The organism is Nonomuraea longicatena, assembly GCF_039525605.1.
Taxonomy (GTDB): Bacteria; Actinomycetota; Actinomycetes; order Streptosporangiales; family Streptosporangiaceae; genus Nonomuraea; species Nonomuraea longicatena.
In genome coordinates, this window is sequence record NZ_BAAAHQ010000035.1 from 220,862 (window position 1) to 240,724 (window position 19,863).

At 68.7% G+C, this 19,863-nt stretch carries 21 protein-coding genes and 1 tRNA gene; 16 read left to right on the plus strand and 6 right to left on the minus strand.

Annotated features, from left to right (window positions below):
* The first annotated feature begins 47 nt into the window (after window positions 1-47).
* The 15 genes from ABD120_RS28550 to ABD120_RS28620 all read left to right on the plus strand — a co-directional run bounded on the left by ABD120_RS28550 (window position 48) and on the right by ABD120_RS28620 (window position 12,573).
* A complete protein-coding gene (locus ABD120_RS28550; protein WP_343953222.1) occupies window positions 48-857 on the plus strand; it encodes a phosphotransferase family protein in 810 nt (269 codons plus the stop codon).
* 66 nt (window positions 858-923) lie between these two features.
* Window positions 924-2,906: a DUF6571 family protein gene (locus ABD120_RS28555; RefSeq protein WP_343953223.1), complete on the plus strand. Its 1,983-nt coding sequence runs from the start codon at window positions 924-926 to the stop codon at window positions 2,904-2,906.
* Window positions 2,903-3,460, plus strand: a complete 558-nt coding sequence (locus ABD120_RS28560; protein ID WP_343953224.1) for a hypothetical protein — start codon at window positions 2,903-2,905, stop codon at window positions 3,458-3,460. The genes ABD120_RS28555 and ABD120_RS28560 overlap by 4 nt, the downstream gene beginning before the upstream one ends.
* Window positions 3,461-3,529: 69 nt before the next feature.
* Window positions 3,530-3,766, plus strand: a complete 237-nt coding sequence (locus ABD120_RS28565; RefSeq protein WP_343953225.1) for a hypothetical protein — start codon at window positions 3,530-3,532, stop codon at window positions 3,764-3,766.
* 449 nt (window positions 3,767-4,215) lie between these two features.
* Window positions 4,216-5,127: a LysR family transcriptional regulator gene (locus ABD120_RS28570; RefSeq protein WP_343953226.1), complete on the plus strand. Its 912-nt coding sequence runs from the start codon at window positions 4,216-4,218 to the stop codon at window positions 5,125-5,127.
* A gap of 113 nt (window positions 5,128-5,240) precedes the next feature.
* Window positions 5,241-6,011 carry a cupin domain-containing protein gene (locus ABD120_RS28575; protein ID WP_343953227.1) on the plus strand — a complete coding sequence of 257 codons (771 nt, stop codon included), beginning with the start codon at window positions 5,241-5,243 and terminating at the stop codon, window positions 6,009-6,011.
* Window positions 6,012-6,028: 17 nt separating this feature from the next.
* Window positions 6,029-6,568 (plus strand): type 1 glutamine amidotransferase domain-containing protein, encoded by a 540-nt coding sequence (locus ABD120_RS28580; protein ID WP_343953228.1) that lies wholly within the window; start codon window positions 6,029-6,031, stop codon window positions 6,566-6,568.
* Window positions 6,562-7,284, plus strand: a complete 723-nt coding sequence (locus ABD120_RS28585; RefSeq protein ID WP_343953229.1) for an HAD family hydrolase — start codon at window positions 6,562-6,564, stop codon at window positions 7,282-7,284. The genes ABD120_RS28580 and ABD120_RS28585 overlap by 7 nt, the downstream gene beginning before the upstream one ends.
* A 39-nt stretch (window positions 7,285-7,323) precedes the next feature.
* Window positions 7,324-8,052, plus strand: a complete 729-nt coding sequence (locus ABD120_RS28590; RefSeq protein ID WP_343953230.1) for a type 1 glutamine amidotransferase domain-containing protein — start codon at window positions 7,324-7,326, stop codon at window positions 8,050-8,052.
* Window positions 8,053-8,091: 39 nt separating this feature from the next.
* Window positions 8,092-8,280, plus strand: a complete 189-nt coding sequence (locus tag ABD120_RS28595; protein WP_343953249.1) for a hypothetical protein — start codon at window positions 8,092-8,094, stop codon at window positions 8,278-8,280.
* A gap of 148 nt (window positions 8,281-8,428) precedes the next feature.
* Window positions 8,429-8,662, plus strand: a complete 234-nt coding sequence (locus tag ABD120_RS28600) for a Rossmann-fold NAD(P)-binding domain-containing protein (RefSeq protein ID WP_343953231.1) — start codon at window positions 8,429-8,431, stop codon at window positions 8,660-8,662.
* 425 nt (window positions 8,663-9,087) lie between these two features.
* Window positions 9,088-9,603: a peptidase inhibitor family I36 protein gene (locus ABD120_RS28605; RefSeq protein WP_343953232.1), complete on the plus strand. Its 516-nt coding sequence runs from the start codon at window positions 9,088-9,090 to the stop codon at window positions 9,601-9,603.
* Between the two features lie 255 nt (window positions 9,604-9,858).
* Window positions 9,859-10,695, plus strand: coding sequence for a hypothetical protein (locus ABD120_RS28610; RefSeq protein ID WP_343953233.1), 837 nt, complete (start codon window positions 9,859-9,861; stop codon window positions 10,693-10,695).
* Between the two features lie 221 nt (window positions 10,696-10,916).
* A complete protein-coding gene (locus ABD120_RS28615) occupies window positions 10,917-11,897 on the plus strand; it encodes an RNA-binding protein (protein WP_343953234.1) in 981 nt (326 codons plus the stop codon).
* Between the two features lie 178 nt (window positions 11,898-12,075).
* Window positions 12,076-12,573, plus strand: coding sequence for an RICIN domain-containing protein (locus ABD120_RS28620; RefSeq protein ID WP_343953235.1), 498 nt, complete (start codon window positions 12,076-12,078; stop codon window positions 12,571-12,573).
* Window positions 12,574-12,614: 41 nt separating this feature from the next.
* Here the strand turns inward: ABD120_RS28620 and ABD120_RS28625 are convergent, their stop codons facing one another.
* Together ABD120_RS28625 and ABD120_RS28630 are read right to left on the minus strand one after the other, a co-directional pair.
* Complete coding sequence (locus ABD120_RS28625) at window positions 12,615-13,835, minus strand: DUF1266 domain-containing protein (RefSeq protein WP_343953236.1); 1,221 nt, start codon at window positions 13,833-13,835, stop codon at window positions 12,615-12,617.
* 49 nt (window positions 13,836-13,884) lie between these two features.
* On the minus strand, window positions 13,885-14,646 hold the full coding sequence (locus tag ABD120_RS28630) for a TetR/AcrR family transcriptional regulator (protein WP_343953237.1): 762 nt from the start codon (window positions 14,644-14,646) through the stop codon (window positions 13,885-13,887).
* Between the two features lie 93 nt (window positions 14,647-14,739).
* Here ABD120_RS28630 and ABD120_RS28635 point away from each other — a divergent pair, with 93 nt between their 5' ends.
* Window positions 14,740-15,456: a DUF2306 domain-containing protein gene (locus ABD120_RS28635; RefSeq protein WP_343953238.1), complete on the plus strand. Its 717-nt coding sequence runs from the start codon at window positions 14,740-14,742 to the stop codon at window positions 15,454-15,456.
* Between the two features lie 8 nt (window positions 15,457-15,464).
* On the opposite strand, the gene ABD120_RS28640 is transcribed toward ABD120_RS28635, so the two are convergent.
* The 4 genes from ABD120_RS28640 to ABD120_RS28655 form a co-directional block, all read right to left on the minus strand.
* Window positions 15,465-18,599, minus strand: a complete 3,135-nt coding sequence (locus tag ABD120_RS28640) for an ATP-binding protein (protein ID WP_343953239.1) — start codon at window positions 18,597-18,599, stop codon at window positions 15,465-15,467.
* 231 nt (window positions 18,600-18,830) lie between these two features.
* Window positions 18,831-18,889, minus strand: a tRNA-Ser gene (locus tag ABD120_RS28645).
* Window positions 18,890-19,139: 250 nt separating this feature from the next.
* The gene (locus tag ABD120_RS28650) at window positions 19,140-19,601 is read right to left on the minus strand and encodes a PPC domain-containing DNA-binding protein (protein WP_343953240.1); all 462 of its coding nucleotides are present in this window, start codon (window positions 19,599-19,601) and stop codon (window positions 19,140-19,142) included.
* 49 nt (window positions 19,602-19,650) lie between these two features.
* A complete protein-coding gene (locus ABD120_RS28655; RefSeq protein WP_343953250.1) occupies window positions 19,651-19,860 on the minus strand; it encodes a hypothetical protein in 210 nt (69 codons plus the stop codon).
* Window positions 19,861-19,863 lie beyond the last annotated feature (3 nt).

A 19,863-nucleotide genomic window follows, 5' to 3' on the forward strand; every position in this document is an offset into this window, starting at 1 on the left:
CGGGAAAACCGGGTGAGACCACCCGCCGCGTTCGGCAGAATGCGGGGATGTCGGTCGCCACCCTCATCCAGTCCGCCCTCGGCCTCGACCGGCCGCCTGTCCTCCGTCCGATCGGCGAGGGCGGTGAGCACCACTCGTGGTGGGTAGACGACCACTACGTGGCCCGGCTCGCCCCTGACCGCGAGGCCGGCCTCCGCCTGCGGCGCGAACTCGCGCTCCGCGACCTGATCCGCCCGTACACGGACGTCCCCCTCCCCCGCTCGGCTGGCCACGGCGAATGGGCGCCCGGCTGCGACTTCACCGTGGACACCCGGCTCGACGGCGCGTCCGGAGAGGACCGCCCACTCTCCCCTGACGGCACGCGGCAACTCGCCGCACTGCTGCGCGCGCTGCGCACGATCCCCGCCGGCCCGCTCGCCGAACTCGGCGTACCCGCCGGTGAGCCGATCCCCTGGCAGCGGCTCGCCGCCGACGCCGAGGCCGCTCGCCACCGCCTGGACCACCGGGAACCGCTGCGCGCGCCCGCGCCGCCGGCCGTCCCGCCCGTGCTGGTCCACGCCGACCTGAAGGGCGAACACCTGCTGGTACGGCCGGACGGCACCCTCGCCGGGGTCCTCGACTGGACGGACGCCCTCGTGGCCGACCCGGCCCTGGACGTGGCCGGTCTCGCGATCTCCGTCGGCGCGCGGGCGGCGGCCCTGATCGCGGCCGGGGCGGGCCACACCCCGGAAACCGTCGCGGCCGGGGTATTCCTCGCCCGATGCGAAACTCTGATCCGCCTCGACGAACGCCTGCGCGACGAAAGCGACAGCCCGCTGCCGTTGCTGCGCGCGCAATCGAGCCGCGCCTGGGAGTGACGCCTCGCCGCGTGAATACGGTTGTGAAAGGATCCGGCTTGTCGTCGAGCATGCCGGAGACCCGCCATGATGACCACGCCCTCACCGGCTCCCCAGCAACCGCCGGTTCCCGCGCCGGCGGCGCCCGACTGGGGATATTCGGGAATCGACCCGAAACTGATGAGCGATTTCGAGCGCGGGCTGGGGCGGGCGGAGACCGTACTGGGCCGGAACGAGCCGCAGATCCGCCGCACTCTGCAAAACCTCGATCTTGACACCTCCCGGTTGACGGCGTTTCAGGAACTGCGCGACTGGATCGGCTCCACCCGACCGGAATTACGCCGCCGCAACGAATCCATCCAGGCGGTCGGCACGGAATGGGGGCCGCGGGCTCCCGACGGAATGCGGCCTTTCGACGAGACCCTTTTCCACGACGCGGCCGGCGACGCCGACGTGTACGCGGCCGCGTCCCGGCTGGGCGGGCTCCAGCCGTCGAGCAAGCCGGACGAGAAGACCGTCGCCGCACTCGAACGCCTCGCTGACGACCCGACCTTCGCCACCCGGTTCCTGTACGCCCTCGGAACCCAGCGGTTCCGTCACCTCATGGCGGCGCTCGTGTACCAGAAGGACGAGCGCAGGCAGCGACTGCAGGCGGCGCTGGGCAAGGCGCTGGGCTCGGCCAGCTCGCGGCTGAGCACGCCGTGGCGGGAGGAGTTGTTCAAGAGCCTGCGGGTGCCGGTGGATCAGCACGCGCTCGCGGAACTGCTGCCGTTCGGGACGTTCAACCGCGAGTTCCTGGTGGCCGCCGCCAGAACCCTGGACGCGCTGGACCGGCGGACGACGCAGGACAACCTGCTGGGCGGGGTGCCGCACGATCCGCTGATCGGCGTGATGAAGGCGCTCGCCGCCCACCCGAAGGCGGCCCAGGACTTCTTCGGCGGGGATCCCGGCGTGCTGAAGCGCTTCGTGACCGAGCGGGCCATGTACGACGACGGGGCGGCGTTCGGGAAGGCGCTGGAGGCGGCGACGATGACGTACCGGGATCGGGACGGGACACCGCAGAACCCGTCGCCCGGCTTCGTCTCGGCCAAGATCGCCGCCGACTTCATCCGCTGGGAGGCGCAGCGCGTCATGGCCGGCACCGCAGGCCCGTCCTTCGCCACCACCGCCACCACGGCCCGCATCTTGGGCGCCTACATCAACGACGTCAACCGCGTCGCCGACGCGACGAGTCGCGACGGCTCCTCTGTCTTCGAGATGACCCGGGCCAACATGCCGAAAGAACATCAGGTCTGGGGCGCGCAGTTTCAGAAGGAGGATCTGCGTGCCGTCATGAAAGACGCGTTCGCGTCCGACCCGAAGGCGCTGGCCACGGTCACGGCGGCGCAGACCGCGTGGTCGAGAGAGTTGCTGGACCATGGCGCCGCCCAGGCGACCGGCCCCGAAGGCGGCAGGGCCCTGGCGGTCAACGCGAGAGAAGTCGGCGCGGGCTTCGGCTTGATCACGGATGCCAGCGGGCTTGCCACCATTCAGAAGGGCAAGGACCTGGATGAGAGCCAGGAGCGCAACCTGAAGATTTTCCTGGCGGTGGTGAACACCGGGCTCGCGATTCCGCAGACGCCCCCTTGGGCGATAACAGCCGGGGCAACGAGCGCGTGGAGCAGCCTGATCGAAAGCCTGGCTAAAAGCGAGAAGAATACGGTCAAGGCGACATACGATGCCAATACCGCGAAGGACCAGGCGAAGTTCTTGCTCGATCAGCTGGCGGCGGACGCCATGCTCAGACATGGTTTGTTCGGTAGCGCCGACCCGCCTGCTGATAGCCACCCATGGGCGTCCTTACCGGGGGTCAGCAAGGGGGGCGACCCGCAAGAATCACGCTTCAACTTCCTGAAGGACGGGAAATCCCTGATGACCCGGCAGGAGATGGCACCGTATGACCATGGCAATCACCCGCGGCTCCAAGCCTACGAGACCTGGCTCAACGACCAACTCGCCGGAGAGCAGTGGGAAAGGACTCGTCGCGAGCTGGACTCCGGCTTTCAACGAGGATTCTCGGAGTACAAGTGACCAAGAAGGCACTCCTCGCATTCCATGGCGTGATTCTGAGCGCATCGCTCCTGCTGACCGCATGCCAGCAGGAGACTCCGGTGAACCGGACACCTCTGCCGCCGGTCGCCAACGCACCGTACATCTGCGACCACATACCTCTTGACGCGGTGCGGCTCATGACCGGCGTGAACGAGCCCATCGTCACCGGGAACTTCGACCTGACCAGCGGGAACTGGGGAAGCGGCAATTGCTTCGCCTACCAGCGGACCGGTAGCAGGCCCCGGGTGCTGGACGTCAACCTCTCACCGGCCGGGTCGAAGCAGGAGGTCGAGTATCGAATCCAAAGAGGCGCCAAGCGTCTGCCGGACATGGTTCCAGGTGCGGCCGGTTTCTACTTCCAGGACGGCAGCGCCGACAACACCCAGGCCATCGCGGTGCTGATGCGAGACAACGACCGCTTGATCGTTGAGTTGGTTCGAGGCGTCAAGGGGCGGGACAACGCCGCCGATGTGGTCGCTCTGATGAGGCTGGTCGCTCCGAAACTGCTTCCCGCGAAGAAGGCGAAGGGCTGAGCCATGGCCGAGATGGTCCGCAACCCGCTCCACGAAGCGCTTCAACAGGCCATCCGTACTATCGGCCCGATGATCGAGCAGATCGACGCCGACCTCGACCGGCCCAGCCGGATGTTCCGTACCGGCAGGGTCTGGACCGGCCCGGCCGCCACGCGGTTCGACGCCCAGCTCACCCACTACAGCACCCGCGCCCGCACCTCCGCCCGCGCGATCATGGACGAACTGCGTGAGACCCTGATGCGTACCCCGAGCGAGGTGACCGAGGAACAGGCCATCTCGATCCGACGGAAATACGGCCTGTCCTGAAACAGACCCCACCCCATCCCCCATACCCGAAAAATCGCAGAGTCCAGCGATATAACCAGATATGCCGCCTACTTGTAGGTTCAGTTTAATTCTTGCCAGAATGTCAATGGGTTCGGCGAGGAGCCATTGGGGCGAGGTCCTCATCCGCCGTCCGCTGGGGGCAGTGAGCACGGTTATGACGACGCTGCGGGGGAGGCTGCGGGTTACGACCTGACGAGGGCGCGGCCGGGCGCGGGGGTGCGTGCCCAGAACCGGCCGGGCATCTCACGTGCATTTCATGCGCTGACGCGCATCCGCCGGAAGCGGCGACGCCCGGAGGTCCGGGCGACGGGGGTCTCATTCGCGTGCGCATTCGCGGCCCCGTGGCCGTTTCGCCCGGCTCCGGAAAAGACACCGGACGGGCCGTGTGCCCGGAAGGCAGATCTCGCCATGCGAAAGGATAGAGGTTGGTGGACCTGACCTTGCTCCGCTCGTTCCTCGCCGTACACAGAACAGGCTCGTTCACCAAGGCGGCGGCGCTGCTGTCCATCTCACAGCCGGCGGTCACGTCGCAGATCCGCAACTTGGAGCAGGACCTCGGCCAGTTGCTCTTCCTGCGCACCCCGAGGGGCGCGGTGCCGACGGAGTCGGCGCACGAGCTCGCCCGCGAGACCGGCGCGCACCTCGACGCCCTGGAGGCGGCCCTGGTGCGCAGGAAGGAGCCACTGGACCTGAGCGAGCGCACGATCTCCCTCGCCGGTCCGGCGGAGGTGATCTCGGTGTGGATGCTGCCCGCGCTCGCCGACCTGATCAGGGAGGGCCTGCGGCTGCGCGTCACACTGGGCCTGACGGACGAACTGCTGGACGGCCTGCAGGTCGGCCTGCACGACCTGGTCGTCGCCACCAAGCAGCCGAGGACAGCGGGCATCGTCGCGACACCGCTGATCGACGAGGAGTTCTCCCTCGTCGGTTCGCCGGAGGAGGCGCGGCGGATCGCCCCGGAGCTGATCGACGCGCTGGGGCCGCAGGCCCTCGACCACGTCCCGATCCTGTCCTACGCCGAGAACCTGCCGATCGTGCGGCGCTACTGGATGACGGTCTTCCAGCAGCGCCCGGACTTCAGCGCGCAGGTGGTGGTGCCCGACCTGCGCGCGGTCCTCGCCGCCGTGAAGGCGGGTGCGGGGGTGTCGGTGTTGCCCGCCTACCTGTGCGCCGGGGAGCTGGAGCGCGGCGAGATCGAGGTGTTGCACGAGCCCGAACTGCGCCCGCTCAACACGCTCTTCCTCGCGGTACGCAGCGGCGCGGCGACCAACGGGGTGCTGTCCAGCGTGCACTCACATCTGCTGACGAAAGCCGGTCTGTGCCCGCTGCTCAACGCCTGACCCGGGGGCATCGGAGAACTTATGGCTGGACCACCGTCTGGTTATTTTTCAGGCGGAGCCGGGATTGCTATTCCTATTCACACGGGGTTGCACAAAGAATCAGGGGGTTTCGCATGCCGGTTCTCGTACCTGCCACACCCAGGACGGCCTTACCACAGGTCGTCTCCATATCCGCCGGTCCGGCCGACGTTTCAGAACTCAACAGAATCGTCCGGAGCGGTGTCCGCTCGTACAACGAGCAGTTCGACGAGGACGCACATCTCGACGAGGTGATTCCCAAGCCGTGGGGCCATGAGTATCGCGCCTACGTCGACGACTTCTTCGACTTCTGGACGCTGCATCTGGAGCCCGCGCACGAGACGTCGATGCACGTCCACCCGAGGAAACTGACCTATCTGCTCTGCCTCGCCGGCCGCGGTGTCACCGCGACGCTCAACGGCGACGTCGGCGTCTCCGCCGGATCCATCCTGCGTATCGCTCCTGGAGCGTTCCATCTCACCCGCAACACGGGCGGCGAGCAGCTGGTGCTCATCGAGGTGGAGGCGCCGCGCAACAAGCTGGACCTGATCCGGCTGGCCGACGGCTACAACCGGGCGGGGACATCCTACGAGTCCGGTTCGCGCCCGGCCGAGCATCCGATGCGCAAGGTGCCGTACCTGCCGCACGCGCGCATGCGCCCGAGCACGCCGGACGGACGGTTCGCCTTCGAGATCCGCACCGGCATGGACGTCTTCTACCGCCGTCGTGATGCGGACCTGTTCTACGTCCCGCTCTGCCTGTCCGGCGTCGTGCTGTCGGACGTGGAGATCCTCACCAGCCTGCCCGGGGACGGTCGCCGTCCCAATCCCGACAACTACTACCTCTCGATCACCCGTAACCACTGACGAAAGGACGTGAGCTCATGAATCGCAGCGCGGTCATCATCACCGGGCCGGGTTTCCAGGACCACGACGTCGTCTACACCTATTACCGCCTCCTGGAGGAGGGCTGGCACGCCGACGTCGCCACCAAGGGCGGCGAGCAGGTCACCGGAAAGTACGGTGTACCGCTGCCCATGGACAAGACCGCCAAGCCTCTGGTCTCCTTCGACGACCTGGACGCCGCCCGCTACGACGCGGTGCTGCTCACCGGCGGGCACGAGGCGCCCGACCGGGTGCGCCAGGACGCGGACGTCCTGCGCTTCGTCCGGGACATGGACGCCGGGGGCAAGGTCGTCGCTGGCCTGTGCCACGGCCCCTGGATCATGGTCAGTGCCGGGGTGCTCAAGGGCCGCCGGGCCTGCGCCTACATCGGCCTGCGCGACGACGTGGTCAACGCCGGCGCGGAGGTCGTCGACAGCGACGTCATCGTGGACGGCAACATCATCACCTGCTCGTATTTCGCATACGTCGGGGCCTTCATGCGCGCGGTCTTCGAGACCGTGGACAAGAGCCAGTGCTGATCGTCGACTTCGACGGGGTGGTGTGCGACGCGCTGGCCGAGTGCGCGCTCGTCACCTGGCTGGGCGGCCACCGGGACCGGCCGTGGTCGCCCGGCCGCACCGAGCTCAGGCGGGTACCACCGTCGTTCGTGCGGCGCTTTCGGATGATCCGCGACTACGCGCGCACGCTGGACCACTTCGTGCTGGCGCATCTGCCGGACGCGCAGTGGATCAGGGAGCGGCGCGACTTCGAGCGGATCTTCCGAGCTCTGCCCCGCGACTACGTCCGCGACTTCACGGCGGCGGCCTCGGCCGCCCGGCGCAGGATCCGCGAGGAGGAGCCCGACTTCTGGCTCGGGATGCACACGCTCTATCCGGGGATCTCCGCCCTGCTCGAACGGCACTCCGGCCGGGTCGCCGTCGTGACCGCCAAGGACGAGGAGTCGGTGCGGGACATCCTGCGCCGGCACGGCCTGGAGCACACCGTCACGGAGGTCGTCGGCGAGTGCGCCGACAAGGCCGGGGCCGTGCGCGACCTGTGCGCGCGGCGCCGGATCCGGCCGGCGCAGGCCGTCTTCGTCGACGACAGTCTCACCAACGTCCGCCGGGTCGCGGCGGTCGGGGTCCGGGCGAGGTGGGCCACCTGGGGCTACCACACGCCGGAGGACCTCAGGGACGGCGCGCACCCCGACATCCATCCGCTGGACCTGGCCGAGGTCCCCGACCTCGTCGTCTGAGGCCCGGTCACCACCACCGCTATCCGAAGGGACGCCATCATGACGAAGATTCTGCTCGTGCTGACCAGCCACGCGGAGCTGGGCGACACGGGAAGGAAGACCGGTTTCTACGTGCCCGAGGCGGCACACCCGTACCAGGTGTTCACAGAGGCGGGCTTCGAGGTCGACTTCGTGTCGGTTCGCGGAGGCGAGCCACCGCGCGACGGGGTGAAGCCGGACGACACCGTCGTGGCGGGCTTCCTCGCCGACCTCGGCGCTCGCCTCGCCCGGACCCCCGCCCCCGAGCAGGTCAGCGCGGACGACTACGCGGCCGTCTTCTTCGTGGGCGGCCACGGCACCATGTGGGACTTCCCCGACAACAAGGAACTGGCCGCTCTCGCCGCCGCCGTCTACGAGAACGGCGGCGTCGTCGCGGGCGTGTGCCACGGGCCGGCGGGCCTGGTCAACATCCGCCTCAGCGACGGCGGTTACCTGGTCGAGGGCAAGCTCGTGAGCGCGTTCACCAACGAGGAGGAAGCGGCGGTCGGGCTGACCGACGTGGTGCCGTTCGCGCTGGAGAGCGCGCTGGTGCAGCGCGGCGCGCGGTTCACGAAGGTGGCCGATTTCACCGCGCACGCGATCGCCGACCAGCGGGTGGTCACCGGCCAGAATCCGGCCTCCGCGCGCCACGTCGCGCGGCTCGTCGTGGAGGAGTTGCGGAGCGGGAGCGCCGTGGACACCGGCCGCCTGTCCAGCGCCCGGCCCTGTACCTGCTGGACGAGTCGGTGAGCTACCTGTTCTCGGCGACGCTGCGCCCGGCTGCTGATCATCGACCCGGTCATCCCGCCGGGCAACGACCCGGACTCCTCGAAGGTCCACGACCTGATCATGATGATGCTGCCGACCGGCCGGGAGCGTACGGAGGAGGAACTCCTCGCCCTGCTGACGGCGGCGGGACTGCGGCTGAGCAGGGTCATCCGCACAGGCGCCCCGGTGTCGGTCATCGAGGCCCGCTGATCACCCCACGGCGGGAGGAGAAGACCGTGTTCCGCCGGATCATCGTGTTCACCTGGTTCGAGGCGATGCTGCTGCCGAAGGCCGCCTAACCGACTTCGCCGGCCGGTCCATCGTCTGGGCGGATCCCGGCGACGACTACGCCCCGGTGATGGGACCGGCCAAGGAGCGGTTCGACGCGCTGGACGGCACTCAGCCCGGCGACCCCGCTCGGGCCGCGCAGGCGGTGGTCGAGGTGGTCGGCATGGACGCGCCGCCGCTACGGCTGCCGCTGGGTCCTGAGACTTTCGACCGGCTCCGCGAGCGACTGGGGGCGCGACTGCGCGAACTGGACGAGGTCGAACCGATCGGCCGCCCCACGGACTTCACCTCCGCGCCCGCCTGAGCGGGCATCGCCACCGAAAGCCGAAGCTTTCCCGCCTTTCTCGGCTCGGCTTGACTCCGAAGCGGGTTTTTACGACAGCCGCCGACGAAAGCCGAAGCTTCAGCGACAGAATCGCATTCAGTAATGACGACTGCGTAATTCGAGAATATGGAAACACCAAAAAGGCATATAGACCCAGATGTTAACACAAGATAGAAAAAGAAGGCCATGCCGTGTTGGCATAATTCGCAAATCGACTTGATTTGTCAAAGAATTGTGCGTAGTTTGTAGATACTCCACCCGCAGCACAGACGCCGCAACGGCCTGCTACTTCGCTGCGAAGTGGAGCGCGCCGGCCTGGGAAGAGCCGGGAAAGCAGCTCCCAGGCGCGACGCGTACACCAATCCACGCGGAACGCAAGATCCGCTGCCCGAAAGGATATCAGCATGCGTTTATCAGGGGCCATCTTCGCCGGCCTCCTCGCTGCGGCGGCGCTGGTCGCGACATCCGGCGCCGCCTCCGCCGAAGATCCCTCGCCTACGTGGACACCCGCCCCCATCAGCGACGATCCATCGGTCGAGGACAACCCGACGGACGCCACCGCCGCCAACAGGACACTCATCGAGGCGGGACAGCACCCCGGCCCCCAGGCAGAGTCAGGCGTCCACCCGCTGACCGCCGCCGCGCCGGACTGGGCGCTCTCGTGCCCCAACCGCAGCTGGTGCGTCTGGACCGGAATCAACGGGACGGGATATCGAGCCGCGCCGACGGGCAATGTCCGGACCTTCAGCGCCACGTTCAGGAACAACGACTGGTCGGCCTACAACAACGGCACCAGTGGCGCCAGCGTCGCGGTCTACGACCTCACCAGCTACAGAGGGCACCTCTACAGCCAGCCGCAGTACCACGCCTGGGGCTACTTGAACCCGGGCGGCAGAGGCGAATCAATGCGATGGATCTAGTCTTCGGTAAACATTAGCCGGAAAGAAATTCCAACCGGTGCGGGGCGCCTCTTTTCTGCCCCGCACCGACCCATGCGCACCTGGAAGAGAGAGCGAGAATCAATGAGAAGAGTTCGCTTTTCGGGTCGCAGCGGATATCGGGCGTACGCCACCGCACTCGGGGTGGTGGGCAGCGTGTCGCTCGCCGCCTGCTCGGGCGGCACACCGTCAGCGCCTTCTCCGAGTGCTGCGGCAGCGGACCCGGAGTCAGCGTTCATGGCCGCCTACGGCAGCCGTGACGAGCAGGGAACCATCGACAAGGCGTTGCAGATGCGGATCAGGCGCTGTATGACGGTGCACGGGTTCACCTATCGCCACCCGGCGATCAGCACAACCCACCGGCCCACACCGGGCGACGACGAATCCTGGGGCGGGCACTTCCGCCTGGACCTCACCAACGACGACCTCACCAGAAGCCGCCGCGAGGGATACGGCCTCTACCGCTCCGCCGACCAGGCGGCAGCGCCAGAGGAGCTGAACACCGCCTATCTCCGATCCCTTTCGCCGGACAGACGAAAGGCGTGGGACAAGGCCATGCTCGGCGACGGCGGCACCGCCAAGGCGGCGATCCCCGGCATGGCGCAGGTGGCCGTCCCCGCCGAGGGCTGCATCGGCGCCGCCCATGCGGAGCTGTACGGCGATCTGCAGACCTTCATCCGGGCCAGCGGAGTGGTGAACGGCCTCGGTATCCCCCTGAAGGGGCAGTGGAGCAAGGATCCCCAGGTGCTCGCGGCCGCCGAGTCATGGCGTCGGTGCATGGGTTCCAAAGGCTTCTGGTACAAAGTCTGGGGCGACGCCTGGAATGCGGCCGCCGAGATCTATCAGGACGAGAACGTGCCGCGTCGGCAACCGCATCCCGAAGAGATACGCATCGCGACGGCGGACGCCGAATGCAGTGTGCAAACCGGGAAATCACGGGTGGAGCGGGACCGGTTCACGTACTACCAGCAGCGGGCACCCACGGAATGGGCTCCGCAGATCGGCCAGTACCGGCAGATCAGGGAAGCCGCACTGATCAAAGCCCGGACGGTCCTCTCCGAGACACAGGGGTAACCCGCGAGTCCGGCCGGGCCGTCCAGGCGGCAGGGCGACGACAGCGGCATCGGGCACAGCGGGAACCCTCACCGGCGGAAAGGTATCCCGATGCGCTCCAAGCACCGAGCGACCGGCCGGCCTCCGCGACAACCCTGGCCAGCCGACAGGCATCGCCAGCCTTCCGGTACCTGCCCGATAGGCATTTGTCGCAGGCAGTCGGCCTTCACCAGAATGAAGCGGTGAAACCCGGTTCCGCGCCGCACCTGAGCCCACACGTCCACCGGGTCACCAAGTATGACCCGGCGGACCGCGACGCACACGACTACTACGTCGGCTCAGAAGACGTGCACAGCGACCATGGCCCGGTCGAAGCCGCCTACCTGGAGGCCGTGACCGCCTTCGCCCGCGAGGCCGGCGTCACCCACCTCACGATCCGCGAGCCCGCACTGGCCGGAGTCATCGGCTTCGGGGTGGAACCTCCGATCGACGGTCACGGGCTGGCCGGGCTGTTCCCGCCCGACCTGACCGGCTACCACGACGGCGCGCGAGTGCCCTTGGCCGTCGGCCTGGAACTGGTCCGGGCGATGCTGCGCGACAACGGTGCGTGGTGCAGGCTGGAGGCCGAGGACCGCTTCTTCGTCCACGTCGGCTACGACCAGTACGTCTACATCGGCAGTGCCCTGCCGTGCCCGCACGCGGTGGCACTCACCCACCGGCGAGGGCTCTTCGCCGAGCCGATCGGCCGGTCACCGTACGATCCGGAGCTTGACGGGGACGACCACCTGCGACGCCCCGCCGACGCGACGTTCTGGGCGGAACTCGACGCTCTGCTCAGCGAGCGCGGTGCGGTGGTGCTGGAGGAGGGCTATGTCGCCAACGCCTCCCGCTGGCACCGGATCGTCCCAGGCGGGGTCGGCGCGGTGCGGGCCCGGCTCGCCCCACGGGCCAGGTTGCTGGTCTGGCCCGATCTGTCGCCGGAGGTGGACGCGGCGCTGGCCGACCTCCCCGACGAGGGTCTGAGCGAGGTCGTCTGGCAGGCCCCTCAGGGGCACCTCGCCGGCGTGTACGTCTGCGAAACCGACTACCCGGCGCTGCCCGCCATGCTGGCCGGGGCCGTCGCAGTGCTGATCCTCTCCTGCTACGAGGGGGAGGAGACCCCGCTGATGGCTGCGGCGTTACCCGACCCCGACGGCGTGCTGCGCGCACGGTGGAGGATCTGACGCCACGGACGACCGCACCACGATTCCTTGGCGTTACATTCACTTACGCAGAGTGACTGATCACTTGGATGCGGGGAGCATCCTCTCGATGTTCCGTAGTCGATCAGTCGCACAAGGAGGAGTGTTGTCGAAGACGTACCGAGGCCGCAGCGCCCGCGGTCTCATGAGGGCCGCGCTGATGACGTCCCTACTGCTCGGTTCCTGGGTCGTGAGCGGCCTGGCCGCGGCCGCCACCGCCCGGACACCGGCCCCGGCGCCCGAGGCGGGCACCTACCGGATCACCAGTGTGGCCTCCGACACCTCACTGCGCGCCTACCGGGCAGGCGAAGCGGTCTTCGTCTCCAGCACGCGGGAGAACCCGGGCCCGTTCGAGCTGTGGGAGATCGCCCGCACCGGGAACGGCTACACGATCAAGAACGTCGGTCTCGGCCTGGTCGGGCAGCCCGGTTACGCCGAAGTGCGGCAGACCTCGGCCGGGGACCCGGTCGTCACCGGCGACACACCGACCACCTGGTCCATCGAGGCGGCCGGAGGCGGCACCCACGTCATCAAGGTTCCCGCCGAGGACCTGCTGTGGAACGTCGAGCCGCCGGTGGTCCCACGGGGCGACGTACGGCTGCGTCAGGCGAACGGATCCGACGTCCAGCGCTGGAGGCTCACCCCGGTGAGCGGCTGACGGTCCCCCGGCCTGCCCCCTCGCGCGGGGCAGGCCGACGGTCAGTGGAGCGGCACCGTGAGCCAGGGGCTGTCGGGTGCGGACGTCAGCGCGTGATGGGCGTCCAGGACGGACGTGTACCACGTACCGAACGTCTCCTCGTCGAAGTGCAGGCACCGGCCCAGGACGTACCCGGCGGAGAACTCGGCCCAGTCGCCGTATCGGTTTCGCACGTCGGCGCCGGCTCGTTCGACGGCGGTCCGCATCTCGTGCTGTGTCGCGTGGCGGGCGCCGAGGCCCCAGCGGGCCACCATGGTGGCCCGGCCCAGGTCCCAGGCGGCGACCGTACGCACGTGCCCGTCGGGCGGCAGCAGCCCGTCGGCGCGGAAGCGGGCCTCGTACCGCGCGATCTGGCCGACCAGGAGGCGCAGGGCTGTGGCCGTCCGTTCGATCTCCTCTTCCGGGACGCTCCCACTGATCCGGTCGCGCAGCGTCTGCTCGACGGTGTCGCGCCAGAGTGTGATGTCGGCGCGGCCGAACTGCTGGAGCAGCCAGGTGCGCGCGTCGAGCGTGAAGTCCCAGGCCCACGGGCTGACCTCGCAGGCGAGCAGCCGCTGCTGGGTGTCGGCCCAGGAGTCGTGGTCGGTGATGCCCCAGGACTCGGCGAGCCGCTCGACCTCGGCGCTGAAGCCGGCGCCGTGCCAGTCGAGGGTGTTCCAGGCGTCGCCGTTGGCGTAGCAGAGGTGCGCGCCGCAGGCCAGGCCGCGCAGCGTCTCCTTGTCGGCGGGCGTCCCCGTCCTGCGGGTCTCGACGCGGTCGGCGAGGTCGTCGGGCCGGAAGAGGTCCTGCGTAAGCTCGGTCCAGATCTCGCGTTCCTCCTCGTCGAAGGCGAACCACGCTTCGCACGGCGTCTGCAGGTTGACGCCCAGGGCCTCGACGTCGTCCGGCCAGAGTCGGCCGAGGCGGTGGAGGGTGACGAACTCGTACACGATCTCGTCGTGCGGCTGGGGCAGCACTCCTGCGGTGTACACGACCACGACGCGAGTGCCGTCCGACAGGGTGATGACGACGGGCGGCGCGTCCACGCCGGCGTGGATCGGGACGGGCCGGTAAAGCCCCTGGGCGGCGATGACCCGCAGGTAGTCGTAGGACGCGCGCTCGTCGCCCGCCTCTCTCGCCTGGCACAGGCCGTACAGCCGCTCCTCCAGCGCGGCCGGGGCCTGCCAGGGCCGGCCGTCCGGCGGGTCGGGCAGGACGGGGAGGATCACTTCATCCGAGGACATGAGCGGAAATATAGCGAGATCACGGGACAGAACACGCCCGTCGGGGAGATCACCTCTTCGGAGATCCGGCCCAGACCTCGATGCCGTCCAGGAACCGGCCGATCCCGAACGTCAGGTCGGCGGGCAGGTCGTGGCCGCCGTCGGTCCCGTTCTCCTCGTGCGATGAGGCGGCCGCGTTGACGGCGGCCAGCACCGGAAATCGCCGCGGATCGATGAGTTCGGCCAGCAGTCGCGCCGCCTGGCCGGGCGGCTCCTCCGTTCGGTGGCCGCCGGTGAGGTCGGCGCTCACCTGTGCCGCGCCGCGGACCGCCGAGATCAGATGCAGACCCGCCGCCATCGCCTCGCTCCCGGCCAGGCCGCCGACCAGCAGATGGCGCAACAGCCGGTCGAGCCAGGTGAGCTGGTTGGGCCCGATAGGTGCGTGATCGAGCGGAATGCGCAGGATCCAGGGATGTAGTTGGAATGTCGCCCACAGGTGGCCCGCCCATCGCAGGACGGCGCCCTTCCAGTCCTGGGTGTCCTCGGACGGCGGCGGCTCACCGGCGGCGGCGTCGGCCATCAACTCCAGCAGCAGATCCTTGCTGGGGACGTGGTTGTAGATGGACATCGTGGAGTACCCCAGTTCGGCGGCGACCCGCTGCATCGACAGCGTCTCCAGCCCGTTGGCGTCGGCCACGCGAATCGCGGCGCGCACGATCGCATCGACGGTGAGCTGCGCGTTGGGACCCCGCTGACCTGGTGTGTGCCCGATCCACAGCAACGCCAGCCTGCGCTCCAGGTCACTGCCCTTGCCACTGTGAGTCGTCGACATCCACCCATCCGTTCGTCGGAAAAACCATGTACATCATACACTCTTACGTATGGTGTACATAGTTTTTCGACACTCCTCTCCGAACGGATACCGATGACCGCACAACTCCCCAAGACCACCGCCCCGCGCTCGGCACCCGCGTGGTGGCAGCGTCCCTGGATCGGACCATTGCTGCTGGTGGTCGCGGCGTTCTTGGGCTTCTCCGTACCGCGCTACCTGACCTTCGACCCGGCCCTGTCGCAGTTAGAGGTGCCGGAAGGCGACGCGGTCTATTACCCGATCCTGGTGGCCCATGTCCTGTTCGGTGCCGTCGCCATGGTCGCCTCCTGCTTCCAGATCTGGCCCCGGTTCCGGCGGCGGCACTGGCGCGGCCACAAGATCACCGGCCGGATCTACGTGTTCGGCGGAGTGCTGCCCGCCGGGGTCCTCGGCCTGTACATCGGCTGGAACACGCCGTTCGGCCCCTCCGTCCGGGTCGCCAACCTCTTGATCGCGGTCCTGTGGATCACCGTCACGGTCATCGCGTTGCGCATGGCCCGCCGCCGCCGCGTGGCAGACCATCGCAAGTGGATGATCAGGAGCTTCGCGCTGACCATGTCGATCATCATGAGCCGCGTCATCAACGTGCCCGCGATCATCACTCTGGCAGGGCAGACGGACACCGCCTTCGGCGGCAGCGAAACCCTGATGCTGCAGACCGCCACGAGTATCGGCGTCTGGCTCAGCCTCGTCGTCTCGCTGCTGCTGGCCGAATGGGGGGTGGAACGCCAGAGCCGGTTCACAACCGGAAGATCGCCGAGCTCCGGCTGACCGCCCCCTCACCTCAGCCGGTCGACGGCCTCCTGGGCAGTCAAGACGGCGCCCTCCCGGTAGGCGGTGTCATAGCCGGTACGGCCGAGCCGCTCCGCGAGCGCGTCCGCCAAGACGCGCAGCTCGACGTCGCCGTGGTCGAGAGTGCCTCGGAGGGCTTGGCTCAGGCCGAGCGCGGTGGCCGCGCCGGCCGGATCGCCCTCCAGGAACAACAGCCGGGCCAGGAGATGGGCGGCCGACGGGACGTCCATGACCGCCTGCGCGGCCTGGACGGCCCGGGGCAGCAACGCCCGCGCGGGCGCGGCCTTCTCGGCGGTGAGGAGGTTCGACATCCTGGCGGGCGCCAGCCGGCTCTCGATCGTCTCCGCGTCGATGCGGGCCTGGTGGGCGAGCGCCTCCATCCGATCGAGCTCCTGGCCGGCCCGTTCGACCTCGCCCCGGCGGCGATACAACTCGGCCCGGCTGCCCAGGACGTCGATCTCCAGTACGGTGTGACCCCGCTCCCAGGCCGCTCGTTCGGCGACTTCGATGTCGTGCCCGGCGCCGGTGAGGTCGCCGGCGCGCATGCGTTCGGCGGCGAGCCCGAGCCGGGTCGAGACCTCGTCCTGTGAGCCGAGATCGGTGGCGATCGCGATGGTGCGCTCGTAGGCGGCGATCGCCTGGTCGTGTTCGCCGCCCATGGCGTGGATCTGCGCCAGGCCGTACAGCGCCTTGGCCGTCCACCATCGATCGCCCGTCTCCTCGAAGGCGCGCAGCGCCGCCGCCGTCGCGGTCGCGGAGTTCTCCCGGTCGCCTCGCTCGCGGTGGCGCAAGCCTTCGATCATGAGGGTGCAGGCGATCGCCCAGCGGTCCGAGCCGCCGCGCACCCGGGTGATCTCCTGGTCGAGCAGTTCCTCCGGCCCGATCATCGCCGCCATGGGCAGCACGACGGTCAGCAGCATCGGATAACGCCGCAGCGCGCCCGTACGCACGCAGTCGCCGATGAGCGCGCGCAGGCGCTCCGGGTCCGTGATCGGCGCGCCCTCGCCGACCACCTGGTGGATCGCGGTGAACGCGGCCCGCGCGTCGGCGGGCAGCGCCTCGCCGAACGCGGCGACCTTGGCGACGTAGGCGTTGGCCCGGGCGTCGAAGCGGAGCACGACCCAGTACCAGTACAGCGGGCCGAGGAGGCGGGCGGCCGCGTGTGCGTCGCCGGTCTCGACGGCCGTGTGCAGGGCGAACACCAGGTTGTCGTACTCGGCCTGGAACAGCATCAGCGCCTGTGCCTGCCCGTCCGCGCGCAGCAGCGGCTCGTGCTCCTCGGCCAGGCCGGCGAAGTGCCGTACGAGCTCGCGCAGGACGGCCTCGGCCTCCCCCGCGAGGCGGAGCTTGTCTGCCGAGTGGGCGCGGACGGTCTCCAGCATCCGGTAGGCGTCGCCGGCCCGCTCCACGATGGACTTGTCGACCAGGGAGTCCACGAGATAGGCGACCTCGCTCGCGGGGAGCGTCCCGTCCGAGCAGACCGCCTCGATGGCGGCGATCCCGGTTCTCGCGGGGAAGATCGAGATCCGGCGGGCGAGGACGCGCTCCTGCTCGGTGAGGAGGTCCCAGCTCCATTCGATGACCGCGTGAAGAGTCTGCTGGCGAGGCTGGGCGGCCCGGTTACCGGTGCTGAGCAGCCGGAAGCGGTCATCCAGCCGCTGGGCGACCTGCTCGGCGCTCATGGTCCGCAGCCGCGCCGCAGCCAGTTCGAGTGCCAGCGGCAGCCCGTCCAACCGGCGCACGATGTCCACGACCGCGGCCGCGCTCGGCGCGTCCATCGCGAAGGCGGGTTGGACGGCCGTCGCCCGATCGCGGAACAGGCGCACCGCGTCCGACTCGGCGGCCAGGGCGGCGTCGGCGTGTGCCGGCGGGAGGCCGAGCGGGCCCAGCCGGCACAACGTCTCGCCCATCACTTCCAGCGGTTCCCGGCTCGTGGCCAGGACGGTCAGGTACGGCTGGCGCTCCAGCAGGTGCCCGGCGAACTCCGCGACGAGACCGGAGATCTGCTCGCAGTTGTCGAGCACCAGCACACCCTCGCCACCGGCCAGCAGGTTGACCACCCGCTCCAGCGGCGTGCCGGGAGACTGGACGTCCGCGAGGCCGAGCGTGCCCAGCACCGCCTCGTGCAGGCCGTCGGCCGTGGTCACCCCGGCCAGGGGGACGAGCCAGACGCGGCCCCGCCGATGGGCTCGATGCCGGCTCGCCGCCTCGACGGCCAGCCGGGTCTTTCCCGCGCCTCCCGGCCCCACGACGGTGACCAGCCGGGAGGTCTCCAGCGACCCGGCCAGCAGTCTCAGCTCATCCGACCGGCCGACGAAACTGGTCAGCGGGGCCGGCAGCCGTCCCCGCACCGCCTCCGGCCGGGTCTGTTCCGCCTCGGGGCTCTTCAGCTCGCCTCGCAGCACCGCCAGGTGCGTCTTGCGCAGTTCCCCGGACGGGTCGACGCCCAGTTCCTCGGCGAGCGTGCCGCGGACCTGCTCGAACACGGCCAGCGCGTCGGACTGGCGGCCCGCCGCGTGCAGGGCGCGCATCCGCAGCCCGGCCAGCCGTTCACGCAACGGGTGGACGGCGGCCATCGCCGCCATGTCGGCCAGGATCTCGTCGTGGCGGCCCAGCCGCAGCTCCGCCTCGAACCGGTCCTCGGTGGCCGCGACGCGCAACTCTTCGAGGCGGGGCGCCGCCGTACCGGCGAAAGGGGTGTCGCGCACGTCGGCCAGCGCGTCCCCCCGCCACAGCGCCAGCGCCTCCTCCAGCAACGAGTCGGCTCGCCGCGCGGCGCCCGAGGCCAGTTCGCGACCGCCGCGCTTCGCCTTCTCCTCGAAACGGTGGGCGTCGACGTCGTCGGCGCGCACATGCAGGCGGTATCCACCGGCCGCCCGCTCCAGGACCCCGGCCTCGCCCAGCGCCTTGCGCAGCCGGTGCACCAGCCCGTGCAGCGCGTTGACGGTACCCCCGCGCGCGTGCTCTCCCCACAGGTCGGCGACGAGGGTGTCGACCGACACCGGCTCGCCCTCGGCCAGTGCCAACCGGGCCAGCAGCGCGCGCACCATCACGCCGCCGACGTCAATGGGCGCACCGTCGTCGGCAAAGGCCCGAACCGGCCCCAGCACCTCAACTCGCACAAAGGCCAAGGGTACGACGCGGTCGAAAGCGGTACCGCATGGCTGGACAGCCGCCAGGAGCAGAACGACCTCTACATCGAGACCGCGCTGACCCTGTGATCGCTGGTCCGCAACTGGTCCACGACCGGCGAGCGCCAATGAGAACGGGCGGAACTCCGTGAGACTGGAGACCCGCCCGTTCGTATGCTGTTCGCCCTGGTCAGTGCCTGGATTTCGCTGATCAAAGTCGAGTGCCCCCTGTAGGATTCGAACCTACGCACCCGGCTCCGGAGACCGGTCGAAGTCATGGCGTTGACCTGGGGAAACACCCCGTACGTGCCGCCTTCTGTACGCGGGTAGTACGTGATCATGCCCTATCACCGGGGTGCGAGGTTACCGAAGAGCCACAAGGAACCGGAAACCGTCGTAGCGATCCCATGGGCATCGGGCGGCAACTCCCCCACCACGGATACGCCGCGCGTATTCGCATGCGATACGCACAAAGGCCGGTTCCGACACGCGATACCAGTCCCTTCCGGATTGCCTCTACGCCAGTCCCCACTAACTGCCAAATGTAAGCAGCGGAACGTCATACAAGTTGGGGTTCTTCGGCCTTGTCATTGTTGGTGACAGAACTTCGACAACGAGCATCTCGGTAAGGAACAGCACCTTTGCGGATAGCAGGTGGCTTGTGAATCCATCTGCGGCACGCTCCTTAAGTCCGAGTGCGGTGTGGATATGCGGAAGAATGTCCCCGGTTGCGGGGTCCTGCGCTATCGTCCCGCCCCCCATGGCTTCGGCGTTGACGAGATGAACCTTAGTCCATACGGGGGCCTCAGGATTCTCCAACTTCTCACACGTACCCACGATCTCTGCTTCGGCAAAGCCCGCGATAAACATGGGAATATACCCCTGCCGGACATTATTCTTCTGGCAGAATTCGGAAAGCGCCGTCATGAAGTCGTCGCCGTGGTCAAAGGTGACGCCGAAGGTACGCCCTATTGTCAGCTCGCTGGCACGCATATTGGTTGTCCCCTTTCAGTGGCCGTTGGGTGATCAGGAGGCGAACCTCTTACCTCCGATGACCAACCGTCGCAAAAGCATCCCGAATCTGAAGCGAATCGGCTCCTGACGCAAGAAGCAAATGAAGGAGGATACGGGCCTTGAAGGGGTCGAGGTATCCCCCCGGGATGAGGTTGCGTGACAACAGGTCGGATTCAGACCCGTCGAAGCCATAGGTGTTTGTGTGGACGGGACCGGCGCCGGTCCGCGAACTCAGCACAAC